Below are 16796 nucleotides of genomic sequence, written 5' to 3' on the forward strand. Positions count from 1 at the left end.
GGTACACGCGTGCGCAAACTGGCAGTGGTAATGGCAGTGCTGGCCCTGGCGGGCTGTGAGAACGAGGTCGAGGGTGTGCACAAGCAGGTTGCCGAGCACCTGCCTAACCCGAAAACCGCCAAGTTCGGCAACGTGCGGATCGACACCAAGGGCACCATCTGTGGCCAGGTGCGTGGCAAGGACGCTGCCGGGCAGTACGAGGCCTACCGCAGCTATGTGGCCGTCAAGCGCGACGATGGCCAGTACGACATCATTGTCGACGACAGCGGCAACAACCTGCGTATCCGTGAGCTGTGCGGCGGCGCCGACCTGCAGCGCCGTGCCGAGGCCCTGGCCGATCAGCCAGCCCCGCAAGGCTGGGATGTCGAAGTGATTCAGGGCGCCAACATGGGCGCACTGACCGACATGACCGCACGCCTGATCGAGAAGGGCATTCCATCTTCGGTCGATTACCGCAACGGCAAGCCAGTGGTGCTGTTGGGGCCATTCCCCACCAAAGAAGAAGCCGAGGCGCGCAAGGCCGAGGTCATGGCCAAGCTGGGCACCGATTCGGTGGTGATTCAGCACGGTGTGGAGCGCTAGTCCCTTAGCGGCTTTCCTACAAGCGAAAAGGCCGGTTCAGACGCCCTGTCATCTACAGGCTGACCCGGCTATGCTTGCCTTGGGAGATGGCTGAACGGGGAGGGCCTCATGTCTACACTGGAACGGGCCATCGTTGTGGCCGCCAGGGCGCATGAAGGGCAATACGACAAGGGTGGCGCAGCTTATATCCTGCATCCATTGCGGGTGATGATGCGGGTTGCCACGCCGGAGCAGCGGATTGTCGCTGTGCTTCATGACGTGATCGAAGACACACCACTTACACTTTCGGACCTCGCCCGTGAGGGCTTCACGTTGAAGATCCTTGCCGCCTTGCTGGCCTTGAGCCGGCGTGAAGGCGAGAGCTACGAGGATTTCGTCGTCCGCGTGGGGGATGACCCGCTGGCCCGTACCGTGAAAATGGCGGACCTTGCGGACAACAGTGACCTTACGCGCATTGCCAGCCCAGGCCCGGCCGATCTGGCGCGCCTGGCCCGTTACCGCCAGGCCAGCGCCTACCTGCAGGCGCTGGCCTAGGCCTTAGCCGCAGGCCTTGAGGTCTACCGGCCCGACAAAGTCATTGCCGCGCCCCATCACGCACGCCACCTGCTGGTTGCGCTGCCGCTCCCAGACCTGTGGCGGGTAGGTCTTGTTCCAGGCGTTGAACAGCTGCTGGTCCTGTTTGGACAGGCGCAGGTTGTACTGCTTGCTCATGTAGAAGTAAGTGCGCGCGATCATGCCGCGAATCGACGGGCGCGGCATGACCTTCTTGGCCTTGAAGTCGACCTGAGTCAGGCAGCTGCCATATTGGCCCTGTTGCACCGGCAGCCAGCCGAAGCTGAAGTTGCTGCGGTCGCCGTTGACCTCGCCGATGCTGGGCACCAGGTTGTGCAGGTCGGCTTCGGCGCGCTTGTACACGGCATCATGGCGCGAGCACTGCTTGCGACCACCCTCCTGCCAGCACTGGCGCTGATGGCCTATCTGCCACGCCGGCACGATGTGTTCCCACTCGATGCGCGCAGCACGCTGGGCATTCTTGCGTGGCGCATAGCCGCAGGATGCCAGGTCGACCTTGTTGCCCTTGTATTTGCAGCCGCAATAGAACTCCGTCGATTGCGGTGCGTAGAGCTTCCAGGCGACCTTCTTGGCTTCCTGGAAGGTGCGCGGCGCATCGGCGTGGGCGAGGGGGGTAAGCAGCAGCAGGCAGGCACTTGCGAAAAGCGAAACTCTCATGCGCGGTCAGTCTTCCTTCGGCACCGTCCAGAAAATCTGCACGCCGCCATCGTCGCGGTGGGCGATCGTGACGTTATCGTTTTCGGCGATTTCCTCGAGCAGGGTTTCCCAATCGTCAGGGGACTCCTGTTCCAGGCGAAAGATCAGGGCGGCGCGGCTGCGCTGAGCGGTGGGGCCGTTGATGATTTTCTGGATGCGCATACCCAGTTGTTCATAACTGCTCGGCGTTGCGGAGGCGGTACTGGCCACGGTGCTTTTCCTTGTTTTGCTGTATGCGCATACAGTATTTCACTGTAAGGCATTTCGCAACTGGGTGTGAGGTGAAAAGCTCGCACAAGTAAGTATGCTCACAAGAAAGGCCGGCGCACCCAGCGCACCGGCCTTTTCAGACTGCGATCAGTACTCCCAGAAAATCCGCTGCAGCTCTTTGCTGTCCTGGGTCTTGGTCATTGCCACCATCGCCAGGATGCGTGCCTTTTGCGGGTTCAGGTCATGGGCCACGACCCAGTCGTTCTTGTCATCCGGCTGTTCGGCGTTACGCAGCACAAAGCCGCCTTGGTTGACATGCGAAGAGCGAATGATCTGCACGCCGTTCTTGCGCAGCTCCTGCAGCGCAGGCACTACCCGCGACGACACCGAGCCATTGCCGGTGCCGGCATGGATGATCGCCTTCGCGCCGTTTTGTGCCAGTGCCTTGTAGGCGGTATCAGTCACATTGCCGTAGCCATAGGCGATGTCCACCTGGGGCAAGCTGCTGATCTGCTTGATGTCGAACTCCGACTGGGTGGTATGGCGCTTGGCCGGCAGGCGGAACCAGTACGATTTACCTTCCACCACCATGCCCATCGGGCCCCAGGCGCTCTTGAACGCTTCGGTCTTGATGTTGACCGACTTGCTCACGTCACGGCCGGACTGGATCTCGTCGTTCATGGTTACCAGGACGCCCTTGCCGCGCGACTGCTTGTCGCCGGCCACGGCTACGGCGTTGTACAGGTTGAGCATGCCGTCAGCGGACATTGCGGTGCCTGGGCGCATGGAGCCCACTACCACGATCGGCTTGTCGGTCTTTTCTACCAGGTTGAGGAAGTAGGCGGTCTCTTCCAGGGTGTCGGTGCCGTGGGTGATGACGATGCCGTCGACGTCGTTGCTGTCGGCCAGCTCGGCGACGCGCTTGCCCAGCTTGAGCAGGTCATCATTGGTGATGCTTTCGGAGGCGATCTGCATCACCTGCTCACCGCGCACGTTGGCGATGTCGGCCAGTTCCGGCACGCCGGCAATCAGTTTGTCGATGCCGAGTTTAGCGGCCTGGTAGGTGGCGCTGTTGGCAGCGCTGGCGCCGGCGCCGGCAATGGTGCCACCGGTGGCGAGGATGACCACGTTGGCCAGCTTCTGCTGGGTTTCGACCTCTTTCGCCGAAGCAGGGGTTGGCAGGATCAGCAGCAGCGCCAGGGCGCTGGGGGCGAAAGTCTTCAGTGCAGCATTCATAATTATTCTTCTCTCTTCCTAATGAGATTTTGCTGTGTCGCACAGAGGGCAAGGCAGGTTTCGTACCATCCGCTGTACCAACCCCTGATTGCGCGCCGACACCAATGCCTGTAGGAGCGGGCTTGCCCGCGATTGGGCCGCATAGCGGCCCCATACGTTCGCTCCACCGAACAAGCATAGGAAAAACCGTTCGGTTTTTCGGATAAATCTCGGATAATCTTCGCCAAGAGCGACTAGCACCCTGCAGCGAAACGGATTTGACAAAAGCACGTCCTGTTTCCATAGTTAGCCAACGCAAACGTTTGCGATCCGATAAAAACCACAAGATTCGGAGTCATCTCCCATGAAACTGCCGTTCCCCGGTCGTCTGCTGGCGCTCGCCGTCATTTCGTCGCTGTCACTCGCCCTGCCTTTGTCTGCTGCCCATGCAGAAGAAAAACCCAAGGTCGCCCTGGTCATGAAGTCGTTGGCCAACGAATTTTTCCGCACCATGGAAGACGGCGCCAAGGCCTACCAGAAAGACCACGCCAACGATTTCGACCTGGTTGCCAATGGCATCAAGGACGAGACCGACACCGGCAACCAGATCCGCATCGTTGAACAGATGATCGCCACAGGTGCCAAGGCCCTGATCATCGCGCCGGCCGATTCCAAAGCGCTGGTGCCTGTCATCAAGAAGGCCATGGACGCTGGTATCACGGTGGTCAACATCGACAACCGCCTTGACCCCGACGTGCTCAAGAGCAAAAACATCAGCGTACCCTTCGTAGGCCCCGACAACCGCAAGGGCGCGCGCCTGGTGGGTGATTACCTGGCCAAGCAGAAGCTCAAGGCCGGTGACCAGGTCGGCATCATCGAAGGTGTGCCGACCACCACCAACGCCCAGCAGCGTACCGCAGGGTTCAAGGACGCCATGGAGGCGGCGCAGATGAAGATCGTTTCGGTGCAGTCCGGCAACTGGGAAATTGACAAGGGCAACGCCGTCGCCGCCTCGATGCTCAACGAATACCCCGACCTCAAGGCCCTGCTGGCCGGCAACGACAGCATGGCCCTGGGCGCTGTGTCGGCCGTGCGCGCCGCTGGCAAGACCGGTCAGGTGCAAGTGGTGGGCTACGACAACATCAATGCCATCAAACCGATGCTCAAGGATGGCCGCGTGCTCGCCACCCTCGACCAGGCTGCCAGCCAGCAGGCGGTGTATGGCATCCAGGCGGCGCTGAAGATGCTCAAGGGCGAGAAGCCGGACGTGGACGCCGACAACGTCATCCAGACCCCGGTCGAACTCATCACCAAGCCTTGACGGCCAGGAGACATGGCCATGCCTGTAACGGCCAATGAAGTACTGCTCGCCGCCAACGGCCTGGGTAAAAGCTACGCGCAACCGGTGCTGGGCGATGTCAGCCTGGCCCTGCGCGCCGGTGAAGTACTGGCCCTGACCGGGGAGAACGGCGCGGGCAAGAGCACGCTTTCCAAGCTGATCAGCGGCCTGGAAACGCCTACCACCGGGCACATGAGCTTCCGCGGCCAAGCCTACGCGCCTGGCAGCCGCAGCGAGGCCGAACGCCTGGGTGTGCGTATGGTCATGCAGGAGCTCAACCTGCTGCCGACCCTGACCGTCGCCGAAAACCTGTTTCTCGATAACCTGCCCAGCCGCTTTGGCTGGGTCAACCAGAAGCGCCTGCGCCAGCTGGCCACGGCCGCCATGGCCCAGGTTGGCCTCGATGCCATCGACCCGGACACCCCGGTTGGCGAGCTGGGCATTGGCCACCAGCAGATGGTCGAGATCGCCCGCAACCTGATCGGCGACTGCCATGTACTGATCTTCGACGAACCCACGGCCATGCTCACCGCCCGCGAGGTGGAGCTGCTGTTCACCCAGATCGAACGCCTGCGCCAGCGCGGCGTGGCCATCGTCTACATTTCCCATCGCCTCGAAGAGCTCCAGCGCGTGGCCCAGCGCATCGTGGTGCTGCGCGACGGCAAGCTGGTGTGCGACGAGCCGATACAGCGTTACAGCAGCAACGAGCTGGTCAACCTGATGGTCGGCCGCGAACTGGGCGAGCACATCGACCTGGGCCGCCGGCAGATTGGCGCGCCATTGCTCAAGGTCGACCGGTTGTGCCGCGGCGATAAAGTGCGCGACGTGTCGCTGCAGGTCAGGGCAGGGGAGATCTTCGGCATCTCCGGGTTGATCGGCGCCGGGCGCACCGAGCTGCTGCGGCTGATTTTCGGTGCGGACCGCGCCGACAGCGGCAGCATCGAAATCGGCCAGCCGCTGGTAAAGGTGGCCATCGATTCGCCCAAGGCAGCGGTCAAGGCCGGTATTGCCCTGATCACCGAGGACCGCAAGGGCGAAGGCTTGCTGCTGTCGCAGTCGATCAGTGCCAACATCGCCCTGGGCAACCTCGCTGCGCTGTCCCGCGTCGGGGTGGTCGATGGCGAAGCGGAAAGGGCCTTGGCCGAACGCCAGATCAACGCCATGCGTATCCGCAGCGCCAATGCCGCGCAAACGGTCGGCGAGCTGTCCGGCGGCAACCAGCAAAAGGTGGTGATCGGCCGCTGGCTGGAGCGCGACTGCCAAGTGCTGCTGTTCGATGAGCCAACCCGCGGCATCGACGTCGGCGCCAAGTTCGACATCTATGGCCTGCTGGCCGAACTTGCGCGCCAGGGCAAGGCCCTGGTGGTGGTGTCCAGCGACCTGCGCGAGCTGATGCTGATCTGCGACCGCATTGCCGTACTGTCCGCCGGCCGCCTGATCGACACCTTCGAGCGTGACCACTGGAGCCAGGACCAGCTCCTCGCCGCCGCGTTCGCCGGCTACCAGAAACGTGATGCCTTGCTGCACGACGCAGCCCCCAGGATGGATGCATGAAAACCACACCTCTCGACACCCCGGCCGCCACACCTGCGCGCCGCAGCGGCACCTACTTCGGCATCGGTACCTACCTGGGCCTGGCGGGCGCCTTGCTGGCCATGATCGTGCTGTTCTCGCTGCTCAGCAGCCACTTCTGGTCGTACGCGACGTTCAGCACCATCGCCAACCAGATCCCCGACCTGATGGTGCTGGCGGTGGGCATGACCTTCGTGCTGATCATTGGCGGCATCGACCTGTCGGTCGGCTCGGTGCTGGCGCTGGCCGCCTCCACGGTCAGCGTGGCGATCCTTGGCTGGGGCTGGGGCGTGCTGCCCGCTGCCTTGCTTGGCATGGCCATCGCCGCACTGGCTGGCAGCATCACCGGCGCGGTCACCGTGGCCTGGCGCATCCCGTCGTTCATCGTTTCGCTCGGTGTGCTGGAGATGGCCCGCGGCCTGGCCTACCAGTTCACCGACTCGCGCACTGCCTACATCGGTGATGCCTACGCCTGGTTCTCCAACCCGATCGCCTTCGGCATTTCGCCGGCGTTCATCATCGCCCTGCTGGTGATCATCCTCGCCCAGCTGGTGCTGACCCGCACCGTGTTCGGCCGCTACCTGATCGGCATCGGCACCAACGAAGAAGCCGTGCGCCTGGCCGGCATCGACCCACGCCCTTACAAGGTGCTGGTGTTCGCCCTGATGGGCCTGCTGGCAGGCCTGGCCGCGCTGTTCCAGATCTCGCGCCTTGAAGCGGCTGACCCCAACGCAGGCTCCGGCATGGAGCTGCAGGTGATCGCCGCCGTGGTCATCGGCGGCACCAGCCTGATGGGCGGGCGCGGGTCGGTGATCAGCACCTTCTTCGGCGTGCTGATCATTTCGGTGCTGGCCGCAGGCCTTGCGCAGATCGGCGCATCGGAACCCACAAAACGCATTATCACCGGGGCGGTCATCGTCATCGCCGTGGTGCTCGACACCTACCGTAGCCGGCGTGCAGGCCGGCGGAACTGATAAAAACATGGCAACCATCAAAGACGTCGCGGCACTCGCGGGTATTTCCTACACCACGGTGTCCCATGTACTGAACAAGACCCGCCCGGTCAGCGAACAGGTGCGGCTGAAAGTCGAAGCGGCCATCGTCGAGCTCGATTATGTGCCCAGCGCCGTGGCCCGCTCGCTCAAGGCGCGCACCACCGCCACCATCGGCTTGCTGGTGCCCAACAGCGTCAACCCGTACTTCGCCGAGCTGGCGCGGGGTATCGAGGACGCCTGTGAGCGCAACGGCTACTGCGTGATCTTGTGCAATTCCGACGACAACCCGCAGAAGCAGCGCAGCTACCTGCGCGTGCTGCTGGAAAAGCGCATCGACGGCCTGGTGGTTGCCTCGGTGGGCGAGGACAGCGACCTGCTGCAAAGCCTGGCCGGGGTGCGTACGCCGATGGTCATCGTCGACCGCGAACTGGAGGGCGTCGACGCCGACCTGGTGCGCATCGATCACGAGCACGGCGCGTATCTGGCCACCCAGCACCTGCTGCAGCTTGGCCACCGCGATATCGCCTATATCGGCGGCCCCGCCGAAACCGGCGTGAGCCAGCTGCGCCTGGCCGGCTTCCACCGCGCCATGGCCGAAGCGCAGGTGGCTGTAGAGGGCGATCACGTTCTGCACTGCGACTTCACCAGCCCTGGCGGCCATAGGGCGGCTGCGCAGCTGCTCGACGGCAAGCGGCCCACGGCGATCTTCGCCGGTAACGACATGATTGGCTTCGGCGTGTTGCGTGCCGCCGCCGAGCGCAACATCAGCGTGCCCGGCGAACTGTCGGTGATCGGTTTTGACGATATCGAGCTGAGCCGCTACGTGTACCCGCCGCTGACCACCGTGGGCCAGTCGATCCGTGAGCTTGGCGAAAGCGCTGCGGCGCTGCTGCTGTCGCGCATCAGCACGCCCCGGCGTGATGCCGCCGAGCAGCGCATCGTCGCCCCGCGCATCGTGCTGCGCGAATCCACCGGGCCACGCCCGGACCTGTTCAACGATTACCGCTAAGGAATGTTCATGAGTGCCAAGGTAGTAGTGGTTGGTAGCCTCAACATGGACCTGGTGGCCCGCGCCGAGCGGCTGCCACGTGCGGGAGAAACACTGGCCGGCGAAAGCTTTTTCACAGTGCCCGGCGGCAAGGGCGCCAACCAGGCCGTGGCCGTGGCGCGCTTGGGCGCTGATGTGGCGATGGTGGGTAACGTGGGGGATGACGCCTACGGCGAGCAGCTGCGCAAGGCCTTGGAGGTGGAAGGCATCGATTGCCAGGCGGTGGGCGTATGCGCAGGTGTTTCCAGTGGCGTGGCGCTGATTACCGTGGATGCCGCCAGCCAGAACTGCATCGTCATCATCCCGGGCGGAAACGGCCAGCTCGCGCCGGCTTGCGTGCAGCGTTTCGATGCATTGCTGCAGGCGGCAGAGGTGATTATCTGCCAGTTGGAAGTGCCAGCCGATACAGTGGCGTGGGCCCTCGCCCGGGGGCGTGAACTGGGCAAGACAGTCATTCTCAACCCAGCGCCGGCCACCGGCCCGCTGCCGGCGCAATGGTTCGCTCACATCGACTACCTCATCCCCAACGAGAGCGAAGCCGAAGCACTGACGGGCCATCCGGTCAACGACCTGGCCAGCGCCGGCCGTGCCGCTGAGCGCCTGCTGCAGCTGGGTGCCGGCAAGGTAATCGTCACGCTGGGTGCCCAGGGCGCGCTGTTCGTCAGCCGCGATGGCAGCCGGCATTTCCCGGCGCCACAGGTAAAGGCGCTGGACACCACAGCGGCGGGCGACACCTTCGTCGGCGGCTTCGCGGCAGCGCTGGTGCGGGGCTTGGAAGAGGGCGAAGCGATCACCTTTGGCCAGCGCGCCGCCGCGCTGTCCGTGACCCGCGCCGGTGCCCAGCCATCGATCCCGACCCTGGCGGAGCTGACCCCATGAAAAAGACCGCGCTGTTGAATATCGCGTTGTCGCGGACCATCGCCGGTTTGGGCCATGGCGACATTCTGGTCATCGGCGATGCCGGGCTGCCGGTGCCGCCAGGTGTGGAGATGATCGATCTTGCGTTGACCCCGGGCATCCCCGATTTCGCCAGCGTGCTGCGCGCCGTGCTCAGCGAAATGCAGGTGGAGCGGCATGTGCTGGCCGAAGAGATGCAAAAGGTGGTGCCGCCCGCGCTGGTCGAGATCGAGCGGCTGCGCGGCAAGCTGGGCAAGCGTGAATGGCTGAGCCACGAGGCATTCAAAGAGCTGTCACGCAGCGCCCGTGCCGTGGTGCGTACCGGCGAATGCCAGCCCTACAGCAATATTGCCCTGATTTCCGGGGTGACTTTCTAGAGCCGAGGGCTGCCGCCCTCGATCGCCGGCAAGCCAGCTCCTACAGGTGCACCGCTACCGGCAGGCCTGTACCGCACCTGTAGGAGCCGGCTTGCCGGCGATGGGCCGCAACGCGGCCCCAATGGATCCACAACCAAGGCAACAGGAGTGCCCCATGCTCAAACCCCTGCTACAAGGACTCACCCTCATGGCCGCAGCCGCCACCACCACGCTCCAGGCCGCCCCGCGTGAGCTGATCATCGACACCGACCCTGGCGCCGACGATGTGGTCGCCTTGTTCCTGGCCATGGCCTCGCCGGACGAACTCAACATACGCGCCATCACCACCGTCGCCGGCAACGTGCGCCTGGACAAGACCTCGCGCAACGCCCGCCTGGCCCGCGAATGGGCCGGCCGCGAAGACATCCCGGTATACGCCGGGGCAGGGCGCCCGTTGGTGCGCGCGCCCATCTACGCAGCCGAAGTACACGGTGAGGAAGGCTTGACCGGCGTCCCCGTGCATGAGCCGAAACAGCCCCTGGCCCAAGGCAACGCCGTGCAATACCTGGTCGACACCCTGGGCGCCGCCAAACCGAACAGCGTCACCATCGCCATGCTCGGCCCACAGACCAACCTGGCCCTGGCCCTCATCCAGCGCCCGGAAATCGCCAAAGGCATCAAGGAAGTCGTAGTGATGGGTGGTGCGCACTTCAACGGTGGCAACATCACCCCGGCAGCGGAGTTCAACCTCTACGCCGACCCGCATGCCGCCGAAGTCGTGCTGGCCAGCGGCGTGCCGCTGACCTACCTGCCGCTGGACGTCACCCACAAGCTGTTGACCAGCGACGCCCGCCTCAAGCAGTTGGCAGCCGTGAACAACCAGGCCAGCAAGCGGGTGGTGGATATCCTGAATGCGTACATCAAGCACGACATGGCGCTGTACGGCCTGCCCGGTGGCCCGGTGCATGACGCCAGCGTCATCGCTTACCTGCTCAAGCCCGAGCTGTTCAGTGGCAAGCGTATCCACATGAGCGTCGACAGCCGCGAAGGCCCGACCTTCGGGCAGACCGTCGCCGACTGGTACGGCGTGCTCAAGCAGCCGGCCAATGTCACGTGGGTAGGCGAGGGGGACGCACAGGGCTTTTTCGACCTGCTCAGCGCGCGCCTGGCTCGACTGCAATAGCGGGGTGCGGCGCGTAGCGCTCGAATACCTGGTCGATGAAACTGCGCGCCGCCTCGCTGCCGCGGTCGCGCACCAGCAGGTCCATGGCGATCAAAAGCAGTTCTTCTGGCGTGCTGGGGCTATAGGCGCTCTGGCCCTCGTCCCATTTGACCTTGATATCGGCGTCGATGTGGTGGTTCATGAAAGGCTCTCGTGTGCGGCCCGGGGCGGAGGGGCGAACACCTGACCCTGGTGTTCGAAGCAGGCATTATGCCTTCACTTCTTAAAGTAAATCATGACTTTGCGTCAATGGGTGTGCGACTTAAGCATAAAAAAACCTGCGAAGCTAACCAGGCATCAGGGCCTACTCGCAAAATCCAGTCACGATTGGCTTGCGCCTGTGCCGGCCAGTTCAGGCAGACTTGAGCGGTTTTGCAACGAATTCATGCGGGAAGTGTCCGATCAAGGCAGTTCCCAGATCGATTTTAGGAGGATTCATGTTCCGTACCCGTGCTTCCCTGGCAACCTTGCTGGTCGCTGCTGTGCTGGCTGGTTGCAGCACTGGTGGCAAATCTGATGGTGGCAGCGCCGCGGCGGCGCCCGCTGGCAATGACGGCCGCTGCGAGGCCAGTGGCGCCGATTTTGCCATCGGCAAGCAGGGCAGTGCCGACCTGCTCGAGCAGGCGCGCAAGGCCAGTGGCTCGCAGATGGCGCGTATCCTCAAGCCGCACGACGTGGTAACCCTGGAATACCGCTCGGAGCGCTTGAACCTGAACGTGAATGAGCAGGGTGTAGTGACGCGCGTCAACTGCGGTTGATCGTTAATCTGCGCCCATAAAAAAACCCGCCACCAGGGCGGGTTTTTTTACAGCTTCCGAATTACTCCGGACGAACCTGTGCAGCCTGCATGCCCTTCTGGCCGCGCTCGGCGACGAAGGAAACTTGCTGACCTTCTTTCAGGCTCTTGAAGCCGTCAGATTCGATGGCCTTGAAGTGAACGAACAGGTCGTCGCCGCCGCCTTGTGGGGTGATGAAGCCGAAGCCTTTCTCATCATTGAACCATTTGACGGTGCCGGTTTGGCGATTGGACATGGGATGAATCTCCAGAAACTTGATATTTTTCGAAGTGCCACAGACGCCTGAGCTGCCTGGCACAGGTGACATCATAGTCTAATTCTGCGGATCTAGCGCCTTTTACATTCGATAGATGATGATCTAGCGCAAATAAAGGCGCACAACCCCCGGTTTCAGGGCCTCAGCTATTTTGGTTTGCAGCTTTGCTGCACCACGGTCTGGGCCTTTTGCATCAGTTTGGCGTCAACGCCGTCCTTGCTGTCGAGGTCTTCGATCTCCTTATCGGTAAAATTCTTTTTGATGGCCTGTGCGCCACAGCTGCAGTGTTTTTGCGCGGTCGCGGCGTCGACGCCTTGAGCGCCCGCCACTTGCTGGCATTGAGCCATGTAGGCACCCTCCTTGCCGGCAGGGAAGTTGCCAGCGGTCGCAGCCACAGGCAGCAGCAGGGCGCCAGCGGCCGCCAGGGCCAGAAGAGACTGAACTCGCATAACCGGTTACTCCTTGGGTCAAGGTCTCAACAAGAGTAGGTTGCTTCCCAAAGTCTGATCGGAATTTTTCCGCGTAAGTTCACCGCCAGCATGTAATTTCCAAATATTTCTGCGCCCGGGTGCAACCCGCGTGCTAGCATGCCCGGCTTGCACCTGCACTGTTGCAGCGTGCAGCTATCTTTTTACTTTCCAGTCACTCAGGTCCCCCTGGCAAGCCGAAAGGCTTCTGCCACTGTGAGGCAGGCTTCTCTATAAAGAAGGCAGGTCGGATCTTGTACTGGCTCATCCCAACCCACGTGACCTTTGGTAGGGGTCACCACTAGGAGAGGAGGCGCCATGCCCATTATTACTCTTCCCGATGGCAGTCAACGCGCGTTTGATCACGCGGTATCCGTAGCCGATGTTGCCGCTTCGATCGGCGCCGGCCTGGCCAAGGCCACCCTGGCCGGCAAGGTCGATGGCAAACTGGTCGATGCCTGCGACCTGATCACCCACGACGCCAAGCTGCAGATCATCACCCCTAAAGATGAAGAGGGACTGGAGATCATCCGTCACTCGTGCGCCCACCTGATCGGCCATGCGGTGAAGCAGCTGTACCCGACCGCCAAGATGGTGATCGGCCCGGTGATCGACGAAGGCTTCTATTACGACATCGCCTACGAGCGTCCTTTCACGCCTGACGACCTGGCGGCCATCGAAAAGCGCATGCAGCAGCTGATCGAGAAGGACTACGACGTCGTCAAGAAGATGACCCCGCGCGCCGAAGTCATCGATGTGTTCCAGAGCCGTGGCGAAGACTACAAGCTGCGCCTGGTCGAGGACATGCCCGACGAGCAGGCCATGGGCCTGTACTACCACGAAGAATACGTCGACATGTGCCGCGGTCCGCACGTGCCGAACACGCGTTTCCTGAAGGCATTCAAGCTGACCAAGCTGTCCGGCGCCTACTGGCGCGGCGATGCCAAGAACGAGCAGCTGCAGCGTGTGTATGGCACCGCCTGGGCTGACAAGAAGCAGCTGGCCGCCTACATCCAGCGCATCGAAGAAGCCGAAAAGCGCGACCACCGCAAGATCGGCAAGCAGCTCGACCTGTTCCACCTGCAGGAAGAAGCCCCGGGCATGGTGTTCTGGCATGCCAACGGCTGGACCGTGTACCAGGTGCTCGAGCAGTACATGCGTCAGGTCCAGCGCGAAAACGGCTACTCGGAAATCAAGACCCCGCAGGTCGTCGACCGTATCCTCTGGGAGCGTTCCGGCCACTGGTCCAACTACGCCGAGAACATGTTCACCACCTCGTCGGAAAGCCGCGATTTTGCGGTAAAACCGATGAACTGCCCGTGCCACGTGCAGGTGTTCAACCAGGGCCTGAAGTCGTACCGCGACCTGCCGCTGCGCCTGGCCGAATTCGGTGCCTGCCACCGTAACGAGCCATCCGGCGCCCTGCACGGCATCATGCGTGTACGTGGCTTCGTGCAGGACGACGCGCACATCTTCTGCACCGAAGATCAGGTGAAGAAAGAAGCCGCCGACTTCATCAAGCTGACCCTGGACGTGTACAAGGACTTCGGTTTCACCGACGTCGCCATGAAGCTGTCGACCCGCCCGGCCAAGCGCGTGGGCTCTGAAGAGCTGTGGGACCGTGCCGAAGGTGCACTGGCCGACGCCCTGAACGAATCCGGCCTGGAGTGGGAATACCAGCCAGGCGAGGGCGCGTTCTACGGCCCGAAGATCGAGTTCACCCTGCGCGACTGCCTCGGCCGTAACTGGCAGTGCGGTACCCTGCAGTACGACCCGAACCTGCCAGAGCGCCTGGACGCCAGCTACATTGCCGAAGACAACGCGCGCAAGCGCCCGGTAATGCTGCACCGCGCCATCCTCGGCTCGTTCGAACGCTTCATCGGCATGCTCATCGAACACTACGCGGGCGTGTTCCCGGCGTGGCTGGCACCGACCCAGGCGGTGATCATGAATATCACCGACAAACAGGCCGATTTCGCCCTTGAGGTTGAGAAATCTCTGAACGGTAGCGGTTTCCGTGCCAAGTCGGACTTGAGAAATGAGAAGATCGGCTTTAAAATCCGCGAGCATACTTTGCTCAAGGTCCCGTATCTTTTGGTTATAGGGGACCGCGAAGTCGAAACGCAAACCGTCGCTGTGCGTACTCGCGAAGGCGCAGACCTGGGCTCCATGCCCGTCGCCCAATTCGCTGAGCTTCTGACACAAGCGGTTTCCCGGCGTGGTCGCCAAGAATCGGAGTAATGACTATTAAGCGTGAAATGAGAAACGATAAGCGTGCTGTACCGAAGGCCCCGATCAACGAGAATATCTCGGCCCGCGAGGTTCGGTTAATTGGCGCAGACGGCGAGCAGGTTGGCATCGTCTCGATTGATGAAGCGCTGCGTATCGCTGATGAAGCGAAGCTGGATCTGGTAGAAATCTCTGCAGACGCGGTACCACCGGTCTGCAAGGTCATGGACTACGGCAAGCACCTCTTCGAAAAGAAGAAGCAGGCTAACGAAGCCAAGAAAAACCAGAAGCAGATCCAGATCAAAGAAATCAAGTTTCGTCCAGGGACGGAGGATGGGGATTACCAGGTAAAACTACGCAACCTGGTACGTTTCCTTACCGATGGGGACAAGGCCAAGATCTCTCTGAGATTCCGTGGTCGTGAGATGGCCCACCAGGAGCTGGGCATGGAGCTGTTGAAGCGGGTCGAAGCTGACCTCGCCGAATACGGCACCGTTGAGCAGCATCCTAAGATGGAAGGACGCCAGCTTATGATGGTCATCGCCCCCAAGAAAAAGAAGTAATCTCCCGGGCACGGCAGGCCTGATGATTATGTGTAATTTTATCGAATGCGGAGTTCCAACATGCCAAAAATGAAAACCAAGAGCGGTGCTGCGAAGCGTTTCCTGAAAACGGCAACCGGCTTCAAGCACAAGCACGCTTTCAAGAGCCACATCCTGACCAAAATGTCGACCAAGCGTAAGCGTCAACTGCGTGGTAGCAGCCTGCTGCACCCGTCCGACGTCGCAAAAGTCGCGCGCATGCTGCGCGTTCGTTAATTCTGGTCAAAGATAGAGGAAGTTACTCATGGCTCGTGTAAAGCGCGGCGTTATCGCTCGTAAGCGTCACAAAAAAATTCTGAAACTGGCTAAAGGTTACTACGGTGCACGCTCGCGCGTATTCCGCGTAGCCAAGCAGGCAGTCATCAAGGCAGGCCAATACGCCTACCGCGACCGTCGCCAGAAGAAGCGTCAGTTCCGCGCACTGTGGATCGCTCGTATCAACGCCGGTGCCCGCACCAACGGTCTGTCTTACAGCCGTCTGATTGCTGGCCTGAAAAAGGCGTCGATCGAAATCGACCGTAAGGTTCTGGCTGACCTGGCAGTGAACGAAAAAGCGGCGTTTGCTGCAATTGTCGAGAAAGCTAAAGCCGTTCTGGCTTAAGTACCCACGACAATCATCCGGCGGCGCGTTGTGCTGCCGGGTGTAAAACGTCATCGATAGGGGAAGAGCCTTCAAAGCTCTTCCCCTATTTTCGTATCTGGAGTCTGTACATGGAAAACCTGGACGCGCTGGTCTCCCAAGCCCTTGAGGCAGTGGAGCGCGCTGAAGACATCAATGCCCTGGAACAGATCCGGGTTCAGTATCTCGGCAAGAAAGGCGAACTGACCCAGGTGATGAAGACCCTGGGCAACCTGCCAGCCGAAGAGCGGCCGAAAGTCGGCGCGCTGATCAACGACGCCAAAGAGCGCGTCACCGAAGTGCTCAACGCACGCAAGGCAGGCTTTGAAGAGGCCGAGCTCAGCGCTCGCCTGGCCGCCGAATGCATTGATGTGACCTTGCCAGGCCGTGGCCAGACCACCGGTGGCCTGCACCCGATCACCCGTACTCTCGAGCGCATCGAGCAGTTCTTCACCCACATCGGCTACGGCATTGCCGAAGGCCCAGAGGTCGAAGACGACTACCACAACTTCGAAGCGCTCAACATCCCAGGCCACCACCCGGCCCGGGCGATGCACGATACCTTCTACTTCAATGCCAACATGCTGCTGCGCACCCACACCTCGCCGGTGCAGGTGCGGACCATGGAGTCCACCCAGCCGCCCATCCGCATTGTCTGCCCAGGCCGTGTATACCGCTGCGACTCGGATATCACCCACTCGCCAATGTTCCACCAGGTCGAAGGCCTGCTGATCGACCGTGATATCAACTTTGCCGACCTCAAGGGCACCATCGAAGAATTCCTGCGCGTGTTCTTCGAAAAAGAACTGGAAGTGCGCTTCCGCCCATCGTTCTTCCCCTTCACCGAGCCGTCCGCCGAAGTCGATATCCAGTGCGTGATGTGCTCCGGCAAAGGCTGCCGCGTGTGCAAGCAGACCGGCTGGCTGGAAGTGCTGGGCTGCGGCATGGTGCACCCGGACGTGCTGCGCATGTCTGGCATCGACCCGGAAGAGTTCCAGGGCTTCGCCTTCGGCATGGGCGCCGAGCGCCTGGCCATGCTGCGCTATGGCGTCAACGATTTGCGTCTGTTCTTCGACAACGACCTGCGGTTCTTAGCCCAATTCCGCTAGGCCCAATCGACG

At 61.8% G+C, this 16796-nt stretch carries 21 protein-coding genes; 15 read left to right on the plus strand and 6 right to left on the minus strand.

From position 1 onward, the window contains the following. Nucleotides 1–9: 9 nt before the first annotated feature. Both ABEH27_RS03255 and ABEH27_RS03260 read left to right on the plus strand, forming a co-directional pair. Nucleotides 10–582: an SPOR domain-containing protein gene (locus ABEH27_RS03255; RefSeq protein ID WP_346612182.1), complete on the plus strand. Its 573-nt coding sequence runs from the start codon at nucleotides 10–12 to the stop codon at nucleotides 580–582. Nucleotides 583–690: 108 nt separating this feature from the next. Further along, nucleotides 691–1116 (plus strand): GTP pyrophosphokinase, encoded by a 426-nt coding sequence (locus ABEH27_RS03260; protein ID WP_346612183.1) that lies wholly within the window; start codon nucleotides 691–693, stop codon nucleotides 1114–1116. Between the two features lie 3 nt (nucleotides 1117–1119). On the opposite strand, the gene ABEH27_RS03265 is transcribed toward ABEH27_RS03260, so the two are convergent. From ABEH27_RS03265 to ABEH27_RS03275, 3 genes are all read right to left on the minus strand, one after another. Beyond that, nucleotides 1120–1812, minus strand: coding sequence for an endonuclease I family protein (locus tag ABEH27_RS03265; protein WP_346612184.1), 693 nt, complete (start codon nucleotides 1810–1812; stop codon nucleotides 1120–1122). A 6-nt stretch (nucleotides 1813–1818) separates the two neighbouring features. Then, the gene (locus tag ABEH27_RS03270; RefSeq protein ID WP_346612185.1) at nucleotides 1819–2061 is read right to left on the minus strand and encodes a DUF1654 domain-containing protein; all 243 of its coding nucleotides are present in this window, start codon (nucleotides 2059–2061) and stop codon (nucleotides 1819–1821) included. Nucleotides 2062–2208: 147 nt separating this feature from the next. Continuing rightward, on the minus strand, nucleotides 2209–3297 hold the full coding sequence (locus ABEH27_RS03275) for an asparaginase (protein WP_346612186.1): 1089 nt from the start codon (nucleotides 3295–3297) through the stop codon (nucleotides 2209–2211). A gap of 343 nt (nucleotides 3298–3640) precedes the next feature. On the opposite strand from ABEH27_RS03275, the gene ABEH27_RS03280 reads away from it, so the two are divergent. The 7 genes from ABEH27_RS03280 (at nucleotide 3641) to ABEH27_RS03310 (ending at nucleotide 10666) form a co-directional block, all read left to right on the plus strand. Continuing rightward, nucleotides 3641–4597, plus strand: a complete 957-nt coding sequence (locus tag ABEH27_RS03280; protein WP_346612187.1) for a sugar ABC transporter substrate-binding protein — start codon at nucleotides 3641–3643, stop codon at nucleotides 4595–4597. An 18-nt stretch (nucleotides 4598–4615) separates the two neighbouring features. Continuing rightward, on the plus strand, nucleotides 4616–6169 hold the full coding sequence (locus tag ABEH27_RS03285; RefSeq protein WP_346612188.1) for a sugar ABC transporter ATP-binding protein: 1554 nt from the start codon (nucleotides 4616–4618) through the stop codon (nucleotides 6167–6169). Continuing rightward, nucleotides 6166–7161: an ABC transporter permease gene (locus tag ABEH27_RS03290; RefSeq protein WP_346612189.1), complete on the plus strand. Its 996-nt coding sequence runs from the start codon at nucleotides 6166–6168 to the stop codon at nucleotides 7159–7161. Before ABEH27_RS03285 ends, ABEH27_RS03290 begins: the two co-directional genes overlap by 4 nt. 7 nt (nucleotides 7162–7168) lie before the next feature. Continuing rightward, entirely contained in the window at nucleotides 7169–8191 is a 1023-nt protein-coding gene (locus ABEH27_RS03295; RefSeq protein WP_346612190.1) for a LacI family DNA-binding transcriptional regulator, read from the plus strand. 9 nt (nucleotides 8192–8200) lie between these two features. Next, the gene (gene rbsK, locus ABEH27_RS03300) at nucleotides 8201–9109 is read left to right on the plus strand and encodes a ribokinase (protein ID WP_346612191.1); all 909 of its coding nucleotides are present in this window, start codon (nucleotides 8201–8203) and stop codon (nucleotides 9107–9109) included. After that, the gene (rbsD, locus tag ABEH27_RS03305; protein WP_346612192.1) at nucleotides 9106–9504 is read left to right on the plus strand and encodes a D-ribose pyranase; all 399 of its coding nucleotides are present in this window, start codon (nucleotides 9106–9108) and stop codon (nucleotides 9502–9504) included. The genes rbsK and rbsD overlap by 4 nt, the downstream gene beginning before the upstream one ends. 154 nt (nucleotides 9505–9658) lie before the next feature. Then, on the plus strand, nucleotides 9659–10666 hold the full coding sequence (locus ABEH27_RS03310; protein WP_346612193.1) for a nucleoside hydrolase: 1008 nt from the start codon (nucleotides 9659–9661) through the stop codon (nucleotides 10664–10666). Here the strand turns inward: ABEH27_RS03310 and ABEH27_RS03315 are convergent. Beyond that, complete coding sequence (locus tag ABEH27_RS03315) at nucleotides 10638–10847, minus strand: hypothetical protein (RefSeq protein WP_346612194.1); 210 nt, start codon at nucleotides 10845–10847, stop codon at nucleotides 10638–10640. The genes ABEH27_RS03310 and ABEH27_RS03315 overlap by 29 nt on opposite strands. A 295-nt stretch (nucleotides 10848–11142) precedes the next feature. Here ABEH27_RS03315 and ABEH27_RS03320 point away from each other — a divergent pair, with 295 nt between their 5' ends. Then, nucleotides 11143–11463 carry an I78 family peptidase inhibitor gene (locus ABEH27_RS03320; protein WP_346612195.1) on the plus strand — a complete coding sequence of 107 codons (321 nt, stop codon included), beginning with the start codon at nucleotides 11143–11145 and terminating at the stop codon, nucleotides 11461–11463. A gap of 61 nt (nucleotides 11464–11524) precedes the next feature. Here the strand turns inward: ABEH27_RS03320 and ABEH27_RS03325 are convergent, their stop codons facing one another. Both ABEH27_RS03325 and ABEH27_RS03330 read right to left on the minus strand, forming a co-directional pair. Next, nucleotides 11525–11737, minus strand: coding sequence for a cold-shock protein (locus ABEH27_RS03325; protein WP_016499013.1), 213 nt, complete (start codon nucleotides 11735–11737; stop codon nucleotides 11525–11527). 167 nt (nucleotides 11738–11904) lie between these two features. After that, on the minus strand, nucleotides 11905–12207 hold the full coding sequence (locus tag ABEH27_RS03330; RefSeq protein ID WP_346612196.1) for a hypothetical protein: 303 nt from the start codon (nucleotides 12205–12207) through the stop codon (nucleotides 11905–11907). Nucleotides 12208–12543: 336 nt separating this feature from the next. Between ABEH27_RS03330 and thrS the strand changes: the two genes are divergently transcribed. The 5 genes from thrS (at nucleotide 12544) to pheS (ending at nucleotide 16784) form a co-directional block, all read left to right on the plus strand. Then, on the plus strand, nucleotides 12544–14466 hold the full coding sequence (gene thrS / locus ABEH27_RS03335; protein ID WP_346612197.1) for a threonine--tRNA ligase: 1923 nt from the start codon (nucleotides 12544–12546) through the stop codon (nucleotides 14464–14466). After that, nucleotides 14466–15017 carry a translation initiation factor IF-3 gene (infC, locus tag ABEH27_RS03340; RefSeq protein WP_012052879.1) on the plus strand — a complete coding sequence of 184 codons (552 nt, stop codon included), beginning with the start codon at nucleotides 14466–14468 and terminating at the stop codon, nucleotides 15015–15017. Before thrS ends, infC begins: the two co-directional genes overlap by 1 nt. 60 nt (nucleotides 15018–15077) lie before the next feature. After that, complete coding sequence (gene rpmI, locus ABEH27_RS03345) at nucleotides 15078–15272, plus strand: 50S ribosomal protein L35 (RefSeq protein WP_012313865.1); 195 nt, start codon at nucleotides 15078–15080, stop codon at nucleotides 15270–15272. Between the two features lie 28 nt (nucleotides 15273–15300). Further along, the gene (rplT, locus tag ABEH27_RS03350; protein ID WP_003250671.1) at nucleotides 15301–15657 is read left to right on the plus strand and encodes a 50S ribosomal protein L20; all 357 of its coding nucleotides are present in this window, start codon (nucleotides 15301–15303) and stop codon (nucleotides 15655–15657) included. Between the two features lie 110 nt (nucleotides 15658–15767). Continuing rightward, the gene (gene pheS, locus ABEH27_RS03355) at nucleotides 15768–16784 is read left to right on the plus strand and encodes a phenylalanine--tRNA ligase subunit alpha (protein WP_346612198.1); all 1017 of its coding nucleotides are present in this window, start codon (nucleotides 15768–15770) and stop codon (nucleotides 16782–16784) included. Nucleotides 16785–16796 lie beyond the last annotated feature (12 nt).

Origin of the sequence: Pseudomonas sp. P39-UII1 (assembly GCF_039672635.1) — a bacterium.
In the GTDB taxonomy this organism is placed as follows: Bacteria; Pseudomonadota; Gammaproteobacteria; order Pseudomonadales; family Pseudomonadaceae; genus Aquipseudomonas.

Excerpts from the sequence above, each read along its gene's own strand:
- ABEH27_RS03260 (WP_346612183.1), top strand. The coding sequence starts at position 691 with ATGTCTACACTGGAACGGGCCATCGTTGTGGCCGCCAGGGCGCATGAA.
- ABEH27_RS03265 (WP_346612184.1), bottom strand. The coding sequence starts at position 1,812 with ATGAGAGTTTCGCTTTTCGCAAGTGCCTGCCTGCTGCTGCTTACCCCC.
- ABEH27_RS03275 (WP_346612186.1), bottom strand. The coding sequence starts at position 3,297 with ATGAATGCTGCACTGAAGACTTTCGCCCCCAGCGCCCTGGCGCTGCTG.
- ABEH27_RS03280 (WP_346612187.1), top strand. The coding sequence starts at position 3,641 with ATGAAACTGCCGTTCCCCGGTCGTCTGCTGGCGCTCGCCGTCATTTCG.
- ABEH27_RS03285 (WP_346612188.1), top strand. The coding sequence starts at position 4,616 with ATGCCTGTAACGGCCAATGAAGTACTGCTCGCCGCCAACGGCCTGGGT.
- ABEH27_RS03290 (WP_346612189.1), top strand. The coding sequence starts at position 6,166 with ATGAAAACCACACCTCTCGACACCCCGGCCGCCACACCTGCGCGCCGC.
- ABEH27_RS03295 (WP_346612190.1), top strand. The coding sequence starts at position 7,169 with ATGGCAACCATCAAAGACGTCGCGGCACTCGCGGGTATTTCCTACACC.
- rbsK (WP_346612191.1), top strand. The coding sequence starts at position 8,201 with ATGAGTGCCAAGGTAGTAGTGGTTGGTAGCCTCAACATGGACCTGGTG.
- rbsD (WP_346612192.1), top strand. The coding sequence starts at position 9,106 with ATGAAAAAGACCGCGCTGTTGAATATCGCGTTGTCGCGGACCATCGCC.
- ABEH27_RS03310 (WP_346612193.1), top strand. The coding sequence starts at position 9,659 with ATGCTCAAACCCCTGCTACAAGGACTCACCCTCATGGCCGCAGCCGCC.
- ABEH27_RS03315 (WP_346612194.1), bottom strand. The coding sequence starts at position 10,847 with ATGAACCACCACATCGACGCCGATATCAAGGTCAAATGGGACGAGGGC.
- ABEH27_RS03320 (WP_346612195.1), top strand. The coding sequence starts at position 11,143 with ATGTTCCGTACCCGTGCTTCCCTGGCAACCTTGCTGGTCGCTGCTGTG.
- ABEH27_RS03325 (WP_016499013.1), bottom strand. The coding sequence starts at position 11,737 with ATGTCCAATCGCCAAACCGGCACCGTCAAATGGTTCAATGATGAGAAA.
- ABEH27_RS03330 (WP_346612196.1), bottom strand. The coding sequence starts at position 12,207 with ATGCGAGTTCAGTCTCTTCTGGCCCTGGCGGCCGCTGGCGCCCTGCTG.
- thrS (WP_346612197.1), top strand. The coding sequence starts at position 12,544 with ATGCCCATTATTACTCTTCCCGATGGCAGTCAACGCGCGTTTGATCAC.
- infC (WP_012052879.1), top strand. The coding sequence starts at position 14,466 with ATGACTATTAAGCGTGAAATGAGAAACGATAAGCGTGCTGTACCGAAG.
- rpmI (WP_012313865.1), top strand. The coding sequence starts at position 15,078 with ATGCCAAAAATGAAAACCAAGAGCGGTGCTGCGAAGCGTTTCCTGAAA.
- rplT (WP_003250671.1), top strand. The coding sequence starts at position 15,301 with ATGGCTCGTGTAAAGCGCGGCGTTATCGCTCGTAAGCGTCACAAAAAA.
- pheS (WP_346612198.1), top strand. The coding sequence starts at position 15,768 with ATGGAAAACCTGGACGCGCTGGTCTCCCAAGCCCTTGAGGCAGTGGAG.